The sequence below is a fragment of the Salipiger sp. H15 genome (assembly GCF_040409955.1).
Lineage (GTDB): Bacteria > Pseudomonadota > Alphaproteobacteria > Rhodobacterales > Rhodobacteraceae > Salipiger.
In genome coordinates, this window is sequence record NZ_CP123384.1 from 1,362,681 (window position 1) to 1,378,213 (window position 15,533).

General features: G+C 69.7%; 16 protein-coding genes. 11 read left to right on the top strand and 5 right to left on the bottom strand.

Annotation, left to right across the window (positions count from 1 at the left end; translation table 11 throughout):
- Nucleotides 1-74 precede the first annotated feature (74 nt).
- The 6 genes from def (PVT71_RS06625) (at nucleotide 75) to PVT71_RS06650 (ending at nucleotide 4,006) form a co-directional block, all read left to right on the top strand.
- The gene (def, locus tag PVT71_RS06625; RefSeq protein WP_353473714.1) at nucleotides 75-596 is read left to right on the top strand and encodes a peptide deformylase; all 522 of its coding nucleotides are present in this window, start codon (nucleotides 75-77) and stop codon (nucleotides 594-596) included.
- Nucleotides 593-1,090 carry a peptide deformylase gene (def, locus tag PVT71_RS06630; RefSeq protein ID WP_353473715.1) on the top strand — a complete coding sequence of 166 codons (498 nt, stop codon included), beginning with the start codon at nucleotides 593-595 and terminating at the stop codon, nucleotides 1,088-1,090. The genes def (PVT71_RS06625) and def (PVT71_RS06630) overlap by 4 nt, the downstream gene beginning before the upstream one ends.
- A 10-nt stretch (nucleotides 1,091-1,100) precedes the next feature.
- Nucleotides 1,101-1,595, top strand: a complete 495-nt coding sequence (gene def / locus PVT71_RS06635; RefSeq protein WP_353473716.1) for a peptide deformylase — start codon at nucleotides 1,101-1,103, stop codon at nucleotides 1,593-1,595.
- Between the two features lie 132 nt (nucleotides 1,596-1,727).
- Entirely contained in the window at nucleotides 1,728-2,642 is a 915-nt protein-coding gene (fmt, locus tag PVT71_RS06640; RefSeq protein ID WP_353473717.1) for a methionyl-tRNA formyltransferase, read from the top strand.
- A 15-nt stretch (nucleotides 2,643-2,657) separates the two neighbouring features.
- Nucleotides 2,658-2,894, top strand: a complete 237-nt coding sequence (locus PVT71_RS06645) for a GlsB/YeaQ/YmgE family stress response membrane protein (protein WP_353473718.1) — start codon at nucleotides 2,658-2,660, stop codon at nucleotides 2,892-2,894.
- 119 nt (nucleotides 2,895-3,013) lie between these two features.
- Complete coding sequence (locus PVT71_RS06650) at nucleotides 3,014-4,006, top strand: glutathione S-transferase family protein (protein ID WP_353473719.1); 993 nt, start codon at nucleotides 3,014-3,016, stop codon at nucleotides 4,004-4,006.
- A 6-nt stretch (nucleotides 4,007-4,012) separates the two neighbouring features.
- Here the strand turns inward: PVT71_RS06650 and PVT71_RS06655 are convergent, their stop codons facing one another.
- Complete coding sequence (locus tag PVT71_RS06655; protein WP_353473720.1) at nucleotides 4,013-4,381, bottom strand: response regulator; 369 nt, start codon at nucleotides 4,379-4,381, stop codon at nucleotides 4,013-4,015.
- A 245-nt stretch (nucleotides 4,382-4,626) separates the two neighbouring features.
- On the opposite strand from PVT71_RS06655, the gene PVT71_RS06660 reads away from it, so the two are divergent.
- Together PVT71_RS06660 and PVT71_RS06665 are read left to right on the top strand one after the other, a co-directional pair.
- A complete protein-coding gene (locus PVT71_RS06660; protein WP_353473721.1) occupies nucleotides 4,627-5,808 on the top strand; it encodes a lytic murein transglycosylase in 1,182 nt (393 codons plus the stop codon).
- A gap of 63 nt (nucleotides 5,809-5,871) precedes the next feature.
- The gene (locus PVT71_RS06665) at nucleotides 5,872-6,288 is read left to right on the top strand and encodes a hypothetical protein (RefSeq protein ID WP_353473722.1); all 417 of its coding nucleotides are present in this window, start codon (nucleotides 5,872-5,874) and stop codon (nucleotides 6,286-6,288) included.
- 100 nt (nucleotides 6,289-6,388) lie between these two features.
- Here the strand turns inward: PVT71_RS06665 and PVT71_RS06670 are convergent, their stop codons facing one another.
- Nucleotides 6,389-7,717, bottom strand: a complete 1,329-nt coding sequence (locus PVT71_RS06670; protein WP_353473723.1) for an amidase family protein — start codon at nucleotides 7,715-7,717, stop codon at nucleotides 6,389-6,391.
- A 68-nt stretch (nucleotides 7,718-7,785) separates the two neighbouring features.
- On the opposite strand from PVT71_RS06670, the gene PVT71_RS06675 reads away from it, so the two are divergent.
- Entirely contained in the window at nucleotides 7,786-9,039 is a 1,254-nt protein-coding gene (locus PVT71_RS06675; RefSeq protein ID WP_353473724.1) for an FAD-dependent monooxygenase, read from the top strand.
- Between the two features lie 115 nt (nucleotides 9,040-9,154).
- Here PVT71_RS06675 and PVT71_RS06680 read toward each other — a convergent pair whose 3' ends face one another.
- Nucleotides 9,155-10,696: a DUF2125 domain-containing protein gene (locus PVT71_RS06680; RefSeq protein ID WP_353473725.1), complete on the bottom strand. Its 1,542-nt coding sequence runs from the start codon at nucleotides 10,694-10,696 to the stop codon at nucleotides 9,155-9,157.
- 133 nt (nucleotides 10,697-10,829) lie between these two features.
- Here PVT71_RS06680 and PVT71_RS06685 point away from each other — a divergent pair, with 133 nt between their 5' ends.
- Both PVT71_RS06685 and PVT71_RS06690 read left to right on the top strand, forming a co-directional pair.
- Nucleotides 10,830-11,579 carry an SDR family oxidoreductase gene (locus PVT71_RS06685; protein ID WP_353473726.1) on the top strand — a complete coding sequence of 250 codons (750 nt, stop codon included), beginning with the start codon at nucleotides 10,830-10,832 and terminating at the stop codon, nucleotides 11,577-11,579.
- Nucleotides 11,576-12,184: an enoyl-CoA hydratase/isomerase family protein gene (locus PVT71_RS06690; protein WP_353473727.1), complete on the top strand. Its 609-nt coding sequence runs from the start codon at nucleotides 11,576-11,578 to the stop codon at nucleotides 12,182-12,184. Before PVT71_RS06685 ends, PVT71_RS06690 begins: the two co-directional genes overlap by 4 nt.
- An 86-nt stretch (nucleotides 12,185-12,270) precedes the next feature.
- On the opposite strand, the gene PVT71_RS06695 is transcribed toward PVT71_RS06690, so the two are convergent.
- On the bottom strand, nucleotides 12,271-14,376 hold the full coding sequence (locus PVT71_RS06695; RefSeq protein ID WP_353473728.1) for a methyl-accepting chemotaxis protein: 2,106 nt from the start codon (nucleotides 14,374-14,376) through the stop codon (nucleotides 12,271-12,273).
- Between the two features lie 161 nt (nucleotides 14,377-14,537).
- The gene (locus PVT71_RS06700; RefSeq protein WP_353473729.1) at nucleotides 14,538-15,467 is read right to left on the bottom strand and encodes a choline ABC transporter substrate-binding protein; all 930 of its coding nucleotides are present in this window, start codon (nucleotides 15,465-15,467) and stop codon (nucleotides 14,538-14,540) included.
- Between the last annotated feature and the right edge of the window lie 66 nt (nucleotides 15,468-15,533).

Genomic DNA, 15,533 nt, shown 5'->3' on the forward strand with positions numbered 1-15,533 from the left:
GCTTGGCGCCCGAGTGCAAGGGTCGCAGCCCCGCGCATCTTGCGCGGTGACGCCGATTTGCCTAGATGAAGCGCATGAAACGCCCCATTCTCATCCATCCCGATCCGCGGCTGAAGAAGCTCTGCGCGCCGGTGCCCGACCTGTCGGACGAGCTGCGCGTGCTGGCCGACGACATGCTCGAAACCATGTATGACGCGCCGGGCATCGGGCTGGCCGCGCCGCAGATCGGCGTGCTGGAACGGGTGATCGTGCTCGACTGCACGCGCCCCGACGACGGCGAGACGCCGCGGCCGCTGGTGATGTTCAACCCGAAGGTCATCGCGAGCTCGGACGAGCGCAACGTCTACGAGGAAGGGTGCCTGTCGATCCCCGAGCAATATGCGGAGGTCGAGCGCCCGAAGCTGGTGCAGGTCGAATGGCTGGACCGCGACGGCAGGCTGCAGACGGAGGAGTTCGACGGGCTCTGGGCGACCTGCGTGCAGCACGAGATCGACCACCTCGACGGCAAGCTCTTCATCGACTACCTCAAGCCGCTCCGTCGCCAGATGATCACCCGCAAGATGGTCAAGCTGAAGCGCGAGAGGGCGAGGATTTGAGCCTGCTGCCGATCCTGCGCTGGCCGGATCCGCGGCTGTCGCAGCGCTGCGACGAGGTCGGCTCGGTCGAGGACGTGGCGGAGCTGGTCAGCGATCTCTTCGAGACCATGTACGACGCCCCGGGCCGCGGCCTTGCCGCGCCGCAGGTGGGCGCGATGGTCCGGGTCTTCGTCATGGACGCGGGCTGGAAGAACGGCGAGATGACCCCGCGCGCCTGCATCAACCCGGCGATCACCTGGGGCTCGGACGAGCGGGTGACCGGCGGCGAGGGGTGCCTCTCGATCCCCGGCGTGACCGCGCTGGTCGAGCGCCACGCGCGCATCCGCCTTGCCTATACCGACCTTACCGGCGAAGCGCAGGAGGTCGAGCTCTCGGGCTCCGAGGCGATCGTCGCGCAGCACGAGTACGACCATCTCGACGGGCTGGTGCATTTCGACCGGCTGGAGGCGGAGGCGCGCGCCGCGCTGATCGCCGATTACGAGGCCCTGGCATGAGGACGCCCGCATGACCGCCCGCCCCTGCATTCCCTGGCCCGACAAGCGCCTGCGCACCCCCGCGGCGCCGGTCGAGGCGATCACCGACGACATCCGCGCGATCTGGGACGACATGGTCGACACGATGGAGGCGATGCCGGGCGTCGGCCTCGCCGCGCCGCAGATCGGCGTGATGCTGCGGCTGGCGGTGGTCGATGCCTCGGAGGAGCGCGGCAAGGTGGTGCGCATGGCCAACCCCGAGATCCTGCACGCCTCGGTCAAGCTGCGCCCGCATGACGAGGCCAGCCCCAACCTGCCCGGCGTCTGGGCCATGATCGAGCGCCCGCGCGGCGTGACCGTGCGCTTCATGGACGAGGCGGGCGAGATGCAGGAGCAGGACTTCGTCGGGCTCTGGGCGACCTCGGTGCAGCACCAGGTCGATCACCTGAACGGCAAGATGTATTTCGACCACCTGAGCAAGGTGAAGCGCGACATGCTGATCCGCCGGTCGAAGAAGCGCGGCTGAAGGGCGCCTCTGCCCGGCGCCGCGCTGGCGGCACGGGCGGGATTTGCGCATTTGTCGAAGAGAAGAAGGGGCGGGCGCCGAAAGGTTGCCGCGCGGCCCGGCCTGTGTGGAATGACGGAAGGGAGCTGCCCGATGCGCGTGGTCTTCATGGGAACGCCGGAGTTTTCGGTGCCGGTGCTCGAGACGCTGGTCGCGGCCGGGCACGAGATCGCCGCCGTCTACAGCCAGCCGCCGCGGCCCGCCGGGCGCGGCAAGAAAGACCGGCCCTCGCCGGTGCAGGCCCGCGCCGAGGAGCTGGGGCTCGCGGTGCGCCACCCGGTGAGCCTGCGCAGCGCCGAGGCGCAGGCCGAGTTCGCCGCGCTGGGGGCCGACGTGGCGGTGGTCGTGGCCTACGGGCTGATCCTGCCGCAGGCGGTGCTCGACGCGCCCGCGAAGGGCTGCCTCAACATCCATGCCTCGCTGCTGCCGCGCTGGCGCGGCGCCGCGCCGATCCACCGGGCGATCCTGTCGGGCGATGCCGAGACGGGCGTGTGCATCATGCAGATGGAGGCGGGGCTCGACACCGGGCCGGTGCTGCTGCGCGAGGCGCTCGTGATCGGCATCGAGGAGACCACGGGCGAGCTGCACGACCGGCTCTCGGCGCTGGGATCGCGGCTGATCACCGAGGCGCTCGACCGGCTGGACGTGCTGTCGCCCGAGGAACAGCCCGAGGAGGGCGTGACCTATGCGCAGAAGATCGACAAGGCCGAGGCGGCGCTCGACTGGGCGCGGCCGGCGGAAGAGGTCAGCCGGCTGATCCGCGGGCTTGCGCCCTTCCCGGGAGCCTGGACCATGGTCGGGGGCGAGCGGATCAAGCTGCTGGGGGCGCGCGTGGTCGCGGGCGGCGGCGCGCCGGGCACGGCACTGGACGACGGCTTCACCATCGCCTGCGGCAGCGGCGCGGTGCAGGTCACCCGCGCGCAGCGCGCGGGCAAGGGGGCGCAGGATGCCGAGACCTTCCTGCGCGGCATGAGGATCCCCGCCGGCACGGTGCTGGGCGGGGCTTAGGCGCGAGGAGCTGGCATGGGCATTCTGGGGCTTCTGATCATCGGCGCGGCGGCGGGCTTCTTCGCCACGCGCTTCATGCGGGTGCAGACCGGCGTGGTGCAGACCGTGCTCATCGGCATGGGCGGGGCGCTGATCGGCGGGCTGGTGCTGCGCGGGCTGATCGTCATGGCCGGGGCGCTGGCTGGCCTCGTCGGGGCGGTCCTTGGGGCGATCCTGCTGATCTGGATCCTGCAGAGGTTCGGCACGCGCTGAGCTCGCCTCGTGGCCGGGATGTGCGCTCATGCCGGAGGGGCTGCGCGCCTGTGCCTGTTTGCTTGCGGGGACGGCTCGCCTAGCTCTTTGGGGACGAAACCGCAGGGAGCGCGCGCGACATGGGCCAGCTGGTCGAAGGTGTATGGCAGGACACGTGGTATGACACCGGCAAGACCGGTGGCAAGTTCGTGCGCTCCACCGCGAAGTTCCGCAACTGGATCACCGCGGACGGCAGCGCCGGTCCCACCGGCGAGGGCGGGTTCCGCGCCGAGCCGGACCGCTACCACCTCTATGTCAGCTACGCCTGTCCCTGGGCGCACCGGGCGCTGATCTTCCGCACGCTCAAGGGGCTCGAGGAGCTGATCCCGGTGAGCGCGGTGCATCCCGACATGCTGTCGGAAGGCTGGGAATTCCGCACCGATTTCGAGGGAGCGACCGGCGACCGGCTATACGACCTGCCGTTCCTGCGCGACATCTACCTCAAGGCCGATCCGAAGATCTCGGGCCGGGTGACGGTGCCGGTGCTCTGGGACCGCCAGCGCGGGACCATCGTCTCGAACGAGAGCGCCGAGATCATCCGCATGTTCAACTCGGCCTTCGACGGGCTGACCGGCAACACGGACGACTACTGGCCGGAGGAGCTGCGCGCGGCGATCGAGCCGGTCAACGCGCGGATCTACGACACGGTCAACAACGGTGTCTACAAGGCGGGCTTCGCCACCACCCAGTCGGCCTACGAGGAGGCGGTGCTGCCGCTCTTCGAGACGCTGGACTGGCTGGAGGAGCGGCTTTCGGGCCAGCGCTACCTGATGGGCGACCGGGTCACCGAGGCCGACTGGCGGCTCTTCACCACGCTGATCCGCTTCGACACGGTCTACCACGGCCACTTCAAGTGCAACCGTCGGCGGATCACCGACTACCCGGCGCTCTGGGGTTACGTGCGCGAGCTCTACCAGTGGCCCGGCGTCGCCGAGACGGTGCGGCTCGACCACATCACGCGCCACTACCACTACAGCCACGACACCATCAATCCGCACCGCATCGTGCCGATCGGGCCGGTGCTCGACCTCGAGGCGCCGCACGGGCGCGGGGATCTGGCCGCCGCGGTCTGAGCGCGCTCAGACCGCGCAGCGCGCGCCGTAATGCTCGACCATGGCGGCGAGATCCGACGGCTCGGTCGAGGTGGGCAGGTAGGCGCAGGCATTGGCGCAGTGGCGGAAGATCGAGCCGTCGGCAAAGACCGGCGAGTCGGTGACGAAGACCACGCGGCAGTCCGGCTGCCTGTAGGAGGCGAAATCGGCCACGGCCAGGGCGCTTCCCGAGGCGAGCATGAGATCGAGGACGATCACGTCCACCTGCTCGTCATGCATCACCCGCGTCGCGCTGTCCTGGTCGTCCACCACCCGGACGGCGGCGCCGACATCCTCGAGCTGGCGGCTCCAGGCCGAGGCGAGGAGCCGGTCACTTTGAACGATAAGTACTCTCATCCATCCTCTCCCGGCGGAAACATCCCCTTCCTGTCCGCGCCTGACCGTGCTCGCGCCCTTTTGAGACGCATTTTACCCCCCACCCTGTTGTCGGGCGGCTTCCTAAACAAAAGATTAATTTTGGTTTGAAGCCACAAGATTTTGCCCTGCGCCCGCGCCGCGATACGTGATCCGGAGGGAAATCCGTGCAGTTGCCAGCGGAACGCGGGCTGATAGGGTGACTTCAGTCCTTGTGCGAGGTGTTCATGCGTATCCTGCCTTTTCTCACCGCCCTCCTGCTGCCCGCCGCGGCCCTGGCCCAGGCGGAGCCGGTGCCCTGCGGCGGCGATTTCCGCGCCTTCCTGCGCGGCGTGTCCGACGAAGCGGTGGCGCAGGGGGCCGATCCGGCGCGGGCGGAGAAGTTCTTTTCCGGGCTGCGGCAGGATCCGAAGGTGCTCAAGGCCGACCGCGCGCAGGGCATCTTCCAAGCGCCCTTCATCGAGTTTTCCCGCAAGCTGATCTCGCAGGACCGGCTCGACAAGGGGCGGCGCAAGGCCGAGGAATGGGATGCGGTCTTCGACCGGATCGAGAGCGAGTACGGCGTCTCGCGCGGGGTGCTGCTGGCCTTCTGGGCCTTCGAGACCGACTACGGCGGCTACCAGGGCAATTTCAACACGGCCAACGCGCTGGCGACCCTGGCGCATGACTGCCGCCGGCCCGAGCTGTTCCGGCCGCAGCTGATCGCCGCCGAGACGCTCTACGAGCACGGCGATTTCGACCCGGCCAGCACCACCGGCGCCTGGGCGGGCGAGATCGGCATGGTGCAGATGCTGCCCCGCGACATCCTAGAGAACGGCGTGGACGGCGACGGTGACGGGCACGTGATGCTCAAGACCTCGGTGCCCGATGCGTTGCTGTCGGGGGCCAAGATGCTCTCGGGCCTCGGCTGGCGACCGAACGAGCCCTGGCTGCAGGAGGTCACGCTGCCCGCGGATTTCGACTGGTCGCAGAGCGGGCTCGAGACGACGATGAGCGTCGCGGAATGGGAGCGGCTCGGGATCGCTGGGCGCAACGGGGCGCTGGATGACGGGCGGCTGCAGGCCTCGATCCTGCTGCCGCAGGGGCGCGGCGGGCCGGCCTTCATGGCCTACCCGAATTTCCGCGTCTACTTCGAGTGGAACCAGAGCTTCACCTACGTGCTGACCGCGGCCTATTTCGCCACCCGGCTCGAGGGCGCGCCGGTCTACGATCCCGGCACCCCGGCGCCGGGCCTCTCGGGGCCGCAGATGCAGGAGCTCCAGCGCAAGCTGCAGGCGCGCGGGCATGACGTGGGCGAGGCGGATGGCATCCTCGGGGCGGGCACGCGCAGCGCCGTGCGCCGGGTGCAGGCCGAGCTGGGGCTGCCGGTGGACGGCTGGCCGACGGTCGACCTGCTGAGGGCGCTCTGAGCGGTGCCGCGCCGGTGCCGCGGCTTGGTGGAACCGGGTGAGGCCGCCGCAGGTTTGGCTTTCATGACATGGACGCTTCGACACCCCGCTCCGCTGGCCGCGCTCGCCGCGCTGGCCCTGACCGCAGCCTGCCTTCCGCAGGACGGGCCCGACCCTACCGATGCCGCGCAGGCCGGCATTCCCGAGGCCATGCAGGGCCGCTGGGGGCTGGTGCCCGCCGACTGCACCTCGACCAGGGGCGACGCCAAGGGGCTGATGGAGGTGAAGGAGGACACGCTCGTCTTCTACGAATCCCGTGCGGTCTTGGGCGCGGTCACCGACCGGTCGGAGGAGCGGCTCGAGGCCGCCTTCGACATGACCGGCGAGGGGATGAGCTGGCAGCGCGACATGGTGCTGGTCGCGAAGGGCGACACGCTGGTGCGGCAGGAGAGCGGCGAGGGGGCGATCCCGGAGCCGCTGACCTACCTGCGCTGCGGCTGAGCCGAAGCGCCTCCGGCGGGAGTATTTAGGGAAAGATGAAAGGGCAGGAGGGGGAGGCAGGCCGGGGGGACGGCCTGCCTTTCGTTGTCGCGGTGCCGGGTCAGGCCAGCGCCGCCTCGGCCGCGGCCGAGAGCCGCAGCAGCCGGTCTTCCGCCATCGGCGCGGCCATCAGCGAGATGCCGCAGCTCGGTGTGCCCGTGGGCAGCGTGGTGACGCAGAGCCCCATGACGTTGCCGACGCGGGTGTTGCGCAGGGTGAGCAGGTTCTCGGTGACGTAGTACTCGTCATCGCTCAGCAGCCTGTCGACCTTGGGCGGCAGGTTCGGCGCGGTCGGGCAGAGCACGGCGTCGAAGCCGGCGGTGGCCTCGGCCCAGGCGGCGCGGGCCTTCATCATCCGGTCCCAGGCGGTGATGTATTGCGCCGCGGTAAAGGCCTTGCCGCCCTCGAAACGCTCGCGGATCGGCGCGAACATCAGATCGCCGCGGTCGGTGATGTCAGGACCCCAGGTGGCCCAGGCCTCGGCGGTGTAGAGCACCGCGGCGTCGCCCATGGGGATCGCGACCTCGGGCACGTCGATCGGCACGATCTCGGCCCCGGCGGCCCTGAGCCGTTCGAGCGCGCTCGCGTAGGCGGCGGCGGGTTCGGGGCGCAGCCCGTCCATGACGATGGTGTCGAGCGCGGCAAGGCGGACACCCTCCAGCGTGGCGCCGGTCAGGTCGGGGGAGCGGCGGCCTTCCAGCGCGGCGAGCATCAGCGCCGCGTCCTCGACCGTGCGGCAGAGCGGGCCGACCGTGTCGAAGCGAGAGGCCAGCGGCACCGCGCCGACCAGCGGCAGGCGGCCCCAGGTGGTCTTGAGCCCGACGAGGTCGTTCCAGGCCGAGGGGATGCGCACCGAGCCGCCGGTGTCCGAGCCCACCGCCGCAGCGGCAAGGCCGAAGGCGACCGAGGCCGCGGCGCCCGAGGACGAGCCGCCCGCCACGGCCTCGGAATCGTTGACCGAGGGCGGGGTGGCGGTGACCGGGTTCAGCCCGAGGCCGGAGAAGGCCAATTCCGACAGGTGCGTCTTGCCGAGGCAGACGAGCCCCATGGCGGTGGCGGTCTGCAGCACCCTGGCATCGGTCTCGGGCACGCGGCCCTTCAGCAGCGCGGTGCCCGCCTCGGTCGCGACGCCGGCGGTGTCGAAGAGGTCCTTCCAGCTGACCGGCACACCGTCGAGCGGCGAGAGGCGCCGGCCGGTCTTGGCGCGTTCGCTTGCCGCCTTCGCCTCGGCCAGCGCGCGCTCGGGCGTCACCCGGGCGTAGATGCGATCCTTGAGCGGGTGCGCCGCGATCTTTTCGAGATATGCCTGCGCCAGCTCGACCGGGTCGACCTCGCCCCTGCCGATCGCCCGTCCCAGTTCCGCCGCGCTCTTGCCTGTCCAGTCCGTCATGCCGCTTTCCATTCTTTTGGGCCGCTTTCCTTTTTTCGGTCGGCGCGACGGTAGCGGCACGCAGGCGCATGGACAATCCCGGTCGCAGGACCATAGTACGCCCCATGACACAGGACAGCGATCTGCTCATCATCGGCGGCGGTCTCAACGGGCCCGCCCTCGCGCTGGCGGCGGCCAGGGCCGGGCTCAGCGCCACCGTCATCGACGCCCTGCCCGCCGAGACGCGGGCCGAGCCCGGCTTCGACGGCCGCGCCTATGCGCTGGCCCTCGCCTCGGTGCGGCTGCTGGCCAATCTCGGGCTCTGGGACCGGCTCGCGCCGAATGCCCAGCCGATGACCGCGATCCGCGTCACCGACGGGCGCGTCGGCGAGGCGGAGGTGTTTCTCGGGCTCGATTTCGCCTCGGCCGAGATCGAGGAAGGGCCCATGGGCCACATGGTCGAGGACCGTTTCCTGCGCCGTGCGCTGCTCGAGGCCATGGGGGCCGAGCCGCTGATCACCCATCGCGCCGCCTCGACGGTGATTGCGCAGGAGGTGGATGTCTCGGGCGTGACGGTGACGCTGGCGGATAGCGGCACGCTGCGCGGGCGGCTGCTGGTCGGCGCCGACGGGCGCAGCAGCGGCACGGCGGCGCGCGCGCGCATCCGGCGCATGGGCTGGACCTACGGGCAGACGGCGCTGGTCTGCGCCATCGCCCACGAGCTGCCGCATGAGGGTGTCGCGCACCAGTTCTTCATGCCGAGTGGTCCGCTGGCGATCCTGCCGCTGACCGGCAACCGCAGCTCGATCGTCTGGAGCGAGAAGGACGCGCTGGCCCGCGCCATCCACGCGCTGCCGGATGACGAGTACCTGCAGGTGCTGCGCCCGCGCTTCGGCGATTTCCTCGGCGAGATCACCCTTGCCGGGCCGCGCTACACCTACCCGCTGGGGCTGACGCTGGCCAATGCCTTCGTCGCCGAGCGGCTGGCGCTGGTGGGCGACGCGGCGCATGGCATGCACCCGATCGCCGGACAGGGGCTCAACGCCGGGCTGCGCGACGTGGCGGCGCTGGCGCATGTGCTGGCCCATGCGCAGCGCCGGGGCGAGGACGTGGCCTCGCCGCAGGTGCTGGCGCGCTACCAGAGCTGGCGGCGCTTCGACACGGCGGCGCTGGCGGCGGCGACCGATCTTTTCAACCGGCTCTTCTCGAACGACAACCCGATCCTGCGGGCCGGGCGTGATCTTGGCATGGCGCTGGTGCAGGGCATGCCCGGGCTGCGCCGCAATTTCGTGCGCGAGGCGGCGGGGCTCACCGGCGAGCTGCCGGATCTCATGGCGAAGTGAGACACGTCTGACTGGGACAAGCTCCTTCGAAGGAGCTTGCAAATCCCTTCGAAGGGATTTGGGTGCCGGGTCCGGGACAGGGTGGATGGATCCATCCGCCCTGTCCCGTTGAGGATCACTTGATCCGCTGGCCGTTGGCGAGGATCTGGCCTTGGCCGTTCACCTCGATCTTCGAGGTCTGGGTGTCGGGATCGGCGCCCGGCACGGTGAACATGCCCAGCATCATCCGCGCGCCCATGGCATCCTGCTGGCTCAGCAGCCCCATGGTGATCAGCTTGTCGATCAGCCCGTTGGCCCCGGTGAGCGAGAAGTTCACCTCACCCTCGGGGGCGGGCATGCCGCCGAAGCTCTCGGTGTCGGCCTGGTCGAAGGTGAAGTCGCCCTGGCCGGTGATCTTGGCCCCGGCGGCCGAGAGGGTCAGGCTGTTCAGCTTCAGCGCGTTGAGCTCGACCGGCGCGGTGTCCTCCTCCTCGAGCTTGGTCAGGCCCGCCGGATCGAAGACAGAGACCAGCGGCGTCACCTTGCCGGAGATGTCGAGCGCCAGCGTCGCCGGATCGCGCGGCAGCGTGGCACCCGGATCGAAGATGCCCCAGATCGCGTCCGACAGCGTCAGCCCGCCGAGCGTCACGCCGAAGCCCATGTCCTGCGGCGTGTCGGCCTTGGCCAGCGGCATCGACAGGTTCAGCCCGATCTGCTCGATCGCGGCGCTCACCGGGAAGGGCAGGCTGCCGCCCTCGGCCTCGTAGTTGAGCGCGTCGAGGTTCAGCGCGTAGCTCATGCGCGTGCCGTCGAGCGAGCCCTCCAGCGCGCCGCCCTGCGAGCTGCTGCTGCCGGTCGTCGTCTCGGCGCCGTCGGTGAAGGCAAAGCTGGTCTGGCCGCTGGCAAAGGCGACGCGGCCGCTGCCCTCGAAGCCGGCGCCCATGATCGCGGCGGGATCCGCCCCCGGGGCGGGTTCGGAGAGCACCGACTCGCCCTTGCTGGTCAGCCCGGCCAGCCGGCCCGAGATCTGCGCCGTGGAATTCGGCTGCTCGGGGTCGCTGCCCGCCATGTCGTAGCGCAGCTCGTCGGTCTCGTAGCTGTGGCTGTAGCGGCGCTTGCCCTCCGCGGTGACCACCGTCGAGCTGCCCGAGAGCGGCCCGGTGGAGAGGGTGGCGCTGAACACGTCGCGCGGCAGTTCCTCGCCCTCGGCGACGAGGCGGACGAGGTCGAGCCGCGTTGCCTCGGCGCTGTAGGTGTAGTCGAGCGCGCCGGGCGCGCCCGAGGCGATGAGGCCGAGCGCCTCCTGCGTCAGCTCAAGCGTCATCTCGATGGGATCGGTGCCCTCCTCGGTGACCGTGATGCCGATCGGCATCGGGTTCGGCAGGCGCAGCCCCACCGTGCCGTCGCCGAGATCCTCGAGCGTGATGTCCGCGAGCCCGATGGTGACGTCGCCGGCCGCCTGGCCCTCAGCCTCGGGGATGGCCATGCGCAGGGTCAGGTCGCCCAGCATCAGGTTGCCGCCGGCGGCACTCTCGGTGACCGAGACCTCGTAGCCCACGCCCTTGAGCAGGGTCGCGAGGTCGTCCCAGACCTGCGCGGGGGTGACGTCGGCCCGGGCGGGGGGAGACAGGATCAGCGCTGCCGCGCCGGCCCCGATGATCCCGGTCAAATATCTCATTTTCAATCCTTTCCGCCCTGGGCCGCACTCAATGACGTAGAGTTCGCCTTCCCGCCGCCCCGGGTCAAGAGGCTGGACCGGAGATAGGTCAGTGTTTACCAAGGGTGAGACTGGGCAAACGATGGGGCAATCCATGGATATGACTGGGAAAACCGTGATGATCACCGGTGCGAGCCGGGGGATCGGTGCCGCGGCGGCGCGACTCTTTGCGCAGGCGGGGGCCAACGTGGCGCTGGTGGCACGCGGTCGCGAGGCGGTGGCGGAGCTCGCGGGCGAGATCGGGCCGAAGGCGATCGCCATCCCCTGCGACATCTCGCGCTACTGGGAAGTGGACCAGGCGGTGCAGGCCTGCGTCTCGGCCTTCGGGCGGATCGACGTGTTGATCAACAATGCCGGGGTGATCGAGCCGATCGCGCCGCTCGCGGGGGCCGATCCGGGTGCCTGGGGTCAGGTGATCGACATCAACCTCAAGGGCGTCTACCACGGCATGCACGCGGCGCTGCCGCTGATGCTGGCGGCCGGGGGCGGCACGGTGCTGACCATCGGATCGGGCGCGGCGCATCAGCCACTCGAGGGCTGGTCGGCCTATTGCGCGTCGAAGGCCGGGGCGCTGATGCTCACCCGCATGGCCGATGCCGAGTTCCGCGCGCGCGGCATCAGGGCGATCTCGCTTTCGCCCGGCACGGTGGCGACGCAGATGCAGCGCACGATCAAGGCCTCGGGCGTCAACCCCGTGAGCGAGCTGGAATGGGAAGATCATATTCCCCCCGAGTGGGTGGCGAAGGCGCTGCTCTGGATGTGCGGGCCCGAGACGGATGCGCATCTCGGTGGCGAGATCTCGCTCCGCGACGAGGCAGTGCGCAGGGCGATCGGCGTCGCATGATCACACTCACGCAGGACGGCGGCTACTGGCTGGCGGTGATCGACCGTCCCGAGAAGGCGAATTCCCTGACGCCGGAGATGCTGGAGCGTCTCTGCGAGTTCGCCGAGGCGGCGCAGGAGGCACAGGTGCTGGTGATTACTGGGACCGGCAAGGTGTTCTCGGCCGGTGCCGATCTCGAGGCGGCGCGGGCGGGGCTCGCGACCTCGCCGCTCTGGGAGCGGCTGTCGGGCGCGATCGCGGCGTTGCCGGGGCTGACTATCTGTGCGCTCAACGGGACGCTCGCCGGGGGAGCCATGGGCATGGCGCTGGCCTGCGATCTGCGCATCGCCGTGCCGGGGGCGAAGGTCTTCTACCCGGTGATGAAGCTCGGCTTCCTGCCGCAGCCGTCGGACCCGGCGCGGCTGGCGGCCCTGGTCGGACCCGCGAGGGCGAAGATGATCCTCATGGCCGGGCAGAAGGTTCCGGTGGAGGAGGCGCAGGGCTGGGGGCTGATCGACCGGATCGTCGCGCCCGAGGATCTGCTGGCCACGGTGCGCGCGCTGGCCGAGGACACGCTCGCCGCGGACCCCGCCCATGCGGCGGCGATCAAGGCACTGATCCGCTGAGGTTGTGACGGCGGCTCCGAGGGCCGTCGTCACGGCGTTTCCAGCTTGCGAACGGCAGATGCGGCGCCCGCGAAGGGAGCGCCGGGTCACGCGGCGCGGCCCACCGAGGCGGGAGCCCGCTCGGCGCCGCCCAGGTCGAACTCGCTGACCAGCGCCGAGAGACGCTGCGCGCCCTCGGCAAGCTCGGTCGAGGCGTCGCGGCTGGCGTCGGCGACCTCGGTGTTCTGCGAGGTGAGATCGCGCAGCTGGATCATGGCATTGTTCACGCCCTGCAATTCGCGACTCTGTGCCTCGGCGGCGGCGCTGATGTTCGAGAGCACCTCGTCGACACGGAGGATCTGCTCGAGGATCGCCTGCAGCGCCTCGCCGGTTTCACCGACGAGGCTCACGCCGCCGCTGACCTCGCGGGCGCTTTCCTCGATCAGTTCCTTGATCTCGAGCGCGGCATCGGCGGAGCGGCTGGCGAGCCCCTGAACCTCCATCGCGACCACGGCGAAGCCCTTGCCGAATTCGCCGGCGCGGGCGGCCTCGACGCCGGCATTGAGTGCCAGCAGGTTGGTTTGGAACGAGATGTCCTCGATCACCGCGGTAATCTGGGCGATCCGCCCCGAGCTTTCGGCGATCCGGTCCATGGCCGCGACTGCCTTGCGCACCACCTCGCCGGAGCGGTCGGCGCGTCCCTTCGCCTCGTCGGCGAGATCCTTCACGTCCTTGAGCGCGCCATTCGTCTCGGCCAGCGTGCTGGTGAGGCCCGAGACGGTCTCGGCGGTGTTGCTGATCGTCGCGACCTGTGTGGTCGTGCGGTCGGCGAGGTCGGCGGCGGAACTGCGCATCCCGCGCGAGCGCTGCTCGATCTCGCCGACGGTGCCAGAGACGGCGCGCATCACCTCGCGCAGCCGGGACGTCGCCGTGTTGAAATCGTTTCGGATCGCATCGTATTCCTCGGCCAGCGGCTCGTCGAAGCGCAGCGTCAGGTCTGCCCGGGCCAGGCCGTTGAGCCCCTCGGTGACCAGGTCGACCACCTGCTGGTGGCGGGCATTGAGCTGCGCCTCGTCCTCGGCGCGCTTCTCGATCGCCGCGCGGGAGAGCTGCTTGAAGCGGTAGATCGACTGGGCCATGCGCCCGATCTCGCCGCGGCTGTGGATGTAGGGCACCCAGGCCTCGAACCGCCCCTCGACGAATTCCATCATCACCAAGCTGAGCCGTCCCAGCCGGCGGGTGACGAACTCGGCCACGCCGATGGCAAAGCCGGTCAGGGTCAGCGCGGCAAGCAGGGTCAGCGCGCCGGTGATCAGCAGGACGCGCCGCGCGGTATCGGCGGTGGAGAGTGCCAGTGCGGCCGTTTCGCCGCTGAGCCTTGTCTCGAGCGCCCGCAGCGCGTCGATCCATGCTGTCGAGGCGGCGAACCAGTCGGGTGCGGTGAGCGCCCCGCGCGCGCCGCCATAGGGGAGGGACCCAATGGTCTCGACCATTGGGGCAAGTGCCTTCGCGGCCGGGCTGGCGTGAAGATCCTCGATCATCTTGGCGTCCTGAAGGACCTTGGCTGCGCGCGACAAGTAGGCGTTCTCGCGCGCCGTGAGTTCCATGAACCGGCGGTGAATTTGCGGCGGAAAATTCTCGGTTCCGAGGCCCGTGGCTCCCATGGCCCGGGCCAGCCCGGCGGCCTCCTTGGCAAAGCCGATCTCTTCATGCGCCTCCATCAGCGCCCCGGTCGCCGGCGAGCGCGCGATGTCGCGCATCTGGCCCCCCGCGGAGAGCAGAAGATCGACGAGGCGGGTGTAATACCCGGCCAGTTGCGGCACGGTCAGGGCGAAACGGTCGATTTGAGCGCGCGTTTCCGCCAGCGCGGCAAGCTCCTTGTGCGCGGCGGCCATCGGCTCGGCGGCGGCCATCTCGGTTTCGGGAATCCTGTCGCTGAAACGGGCGAGAAGGGCGTCCGTGGCCTCGCGTTGGTGCGCCAGGTCGGCGGCGAAGTTCCTGCCGCGCGACGAGGTGAACCCGGCGGAATAGCCACGCTCCTTCTGAACTTCATGAATGAGGTCAGACAATGCCTCGGTCTCCGCCGCGATCCGCGCGACGCGTTCGAGCGTTTCGGCATTGTCGCTCAGCCGCAGGATTTCCTGCCCGGAAAAGTAGAGAACAAGTGCAAGCAGCGGCCCCAGGGCGCCGAGAAGCATCAGTCGCAGGCTCATGGTCGACTCCGTCCAGTGGGGCATCCTCGGGACATCTGGCGCGGGAGTGATGAAATCTTGCTGAACCGCCGGCCGGGGCCGGATCGGAAAATGTATCTAAATTGAATTGTTCCCCGGCACCCCGCCGGACTCGGGCGGGGTGCCGGGGCTCAGGTCGCAGCTTACTCGAGCGCCGCGGTCACCGCGGCCTTGGCATCGCCGCCGTCGCGGGTGGTCACGCCGTCGAGCCAGCCGTCCAGAACGCCCGGGTTGGCCTTCAGCCAGGCGGTGGCCGCCTTGTCGGGGTCGGTGCCGTCATTGAGGATCGCGCCCATGATCTCGTTTTCCATCTGCAACGAGAATCCGAGGTTGGTCAGCAGCTTGCCGACATTGGGGCATTCCGCGACATAGCCGGCGCGGGTGTTGGTGTAGACCGTGGCGCCGCCGAAATCGGGGCCGAACCAGTCGTCGCCGCCCGAGAGGTACGTCAGGTCGAAGTTGGCGTTCATCGGGTGCGGCTCCCAGCCGAGGAAGACGATCGGCTCGTCGCGCTTCGAGGCGCGGTCGACCTGCGCGAGCATCCCCTGCTCGGAGCTTTCCTTGACGTCGAAGTCCTTCAGCCCGAAGGCATCGGCCGCGATCATGTCGAGGATCAGGCGGTTGCCGTCGTTGCCGGGCTCGATGCCGTAGATGGTCTCCTTGAGGTCATCCGCATGGGCGGCGATGTCGGCGAAGTCCTTGATTCCCATCGCGGCCCCGGCGGCGTTGGTGGCGAGCGTGTACTTCGCCCCCTCGAGGTTGGCGCGCACGGTGTCGACGCTGCCCTTCTCGCGGTAGGGGGCGATGTCGCCCTCCATGGTGGGCATCCAGTTGCCGAGGAACACGTCGACGTCGCCGCGATCCATCGAGGTGTAGGTGACCGGCACCGAGAGCACCTTGATGTCGGTCTCGTAGCCGAGCGCCTTCAGCACGACCGTGGTCGCGGCGGTGGTGGCGGTGATGTCGGTCCAGCCGACATCGGAGAAGGTGATGGAGTCGCAGTCGGCCTGGGCGGTACCGGCAGCACCGGCGGTGGCCAGCGCGGCGATCAGCGCGAGGCGGGAAATGGTCATGATCAGGTCCCCTGTTGATTTTTATGCGCGCAACTAAGCGCCTTTTGCCAATGCTTTGCAACCGGG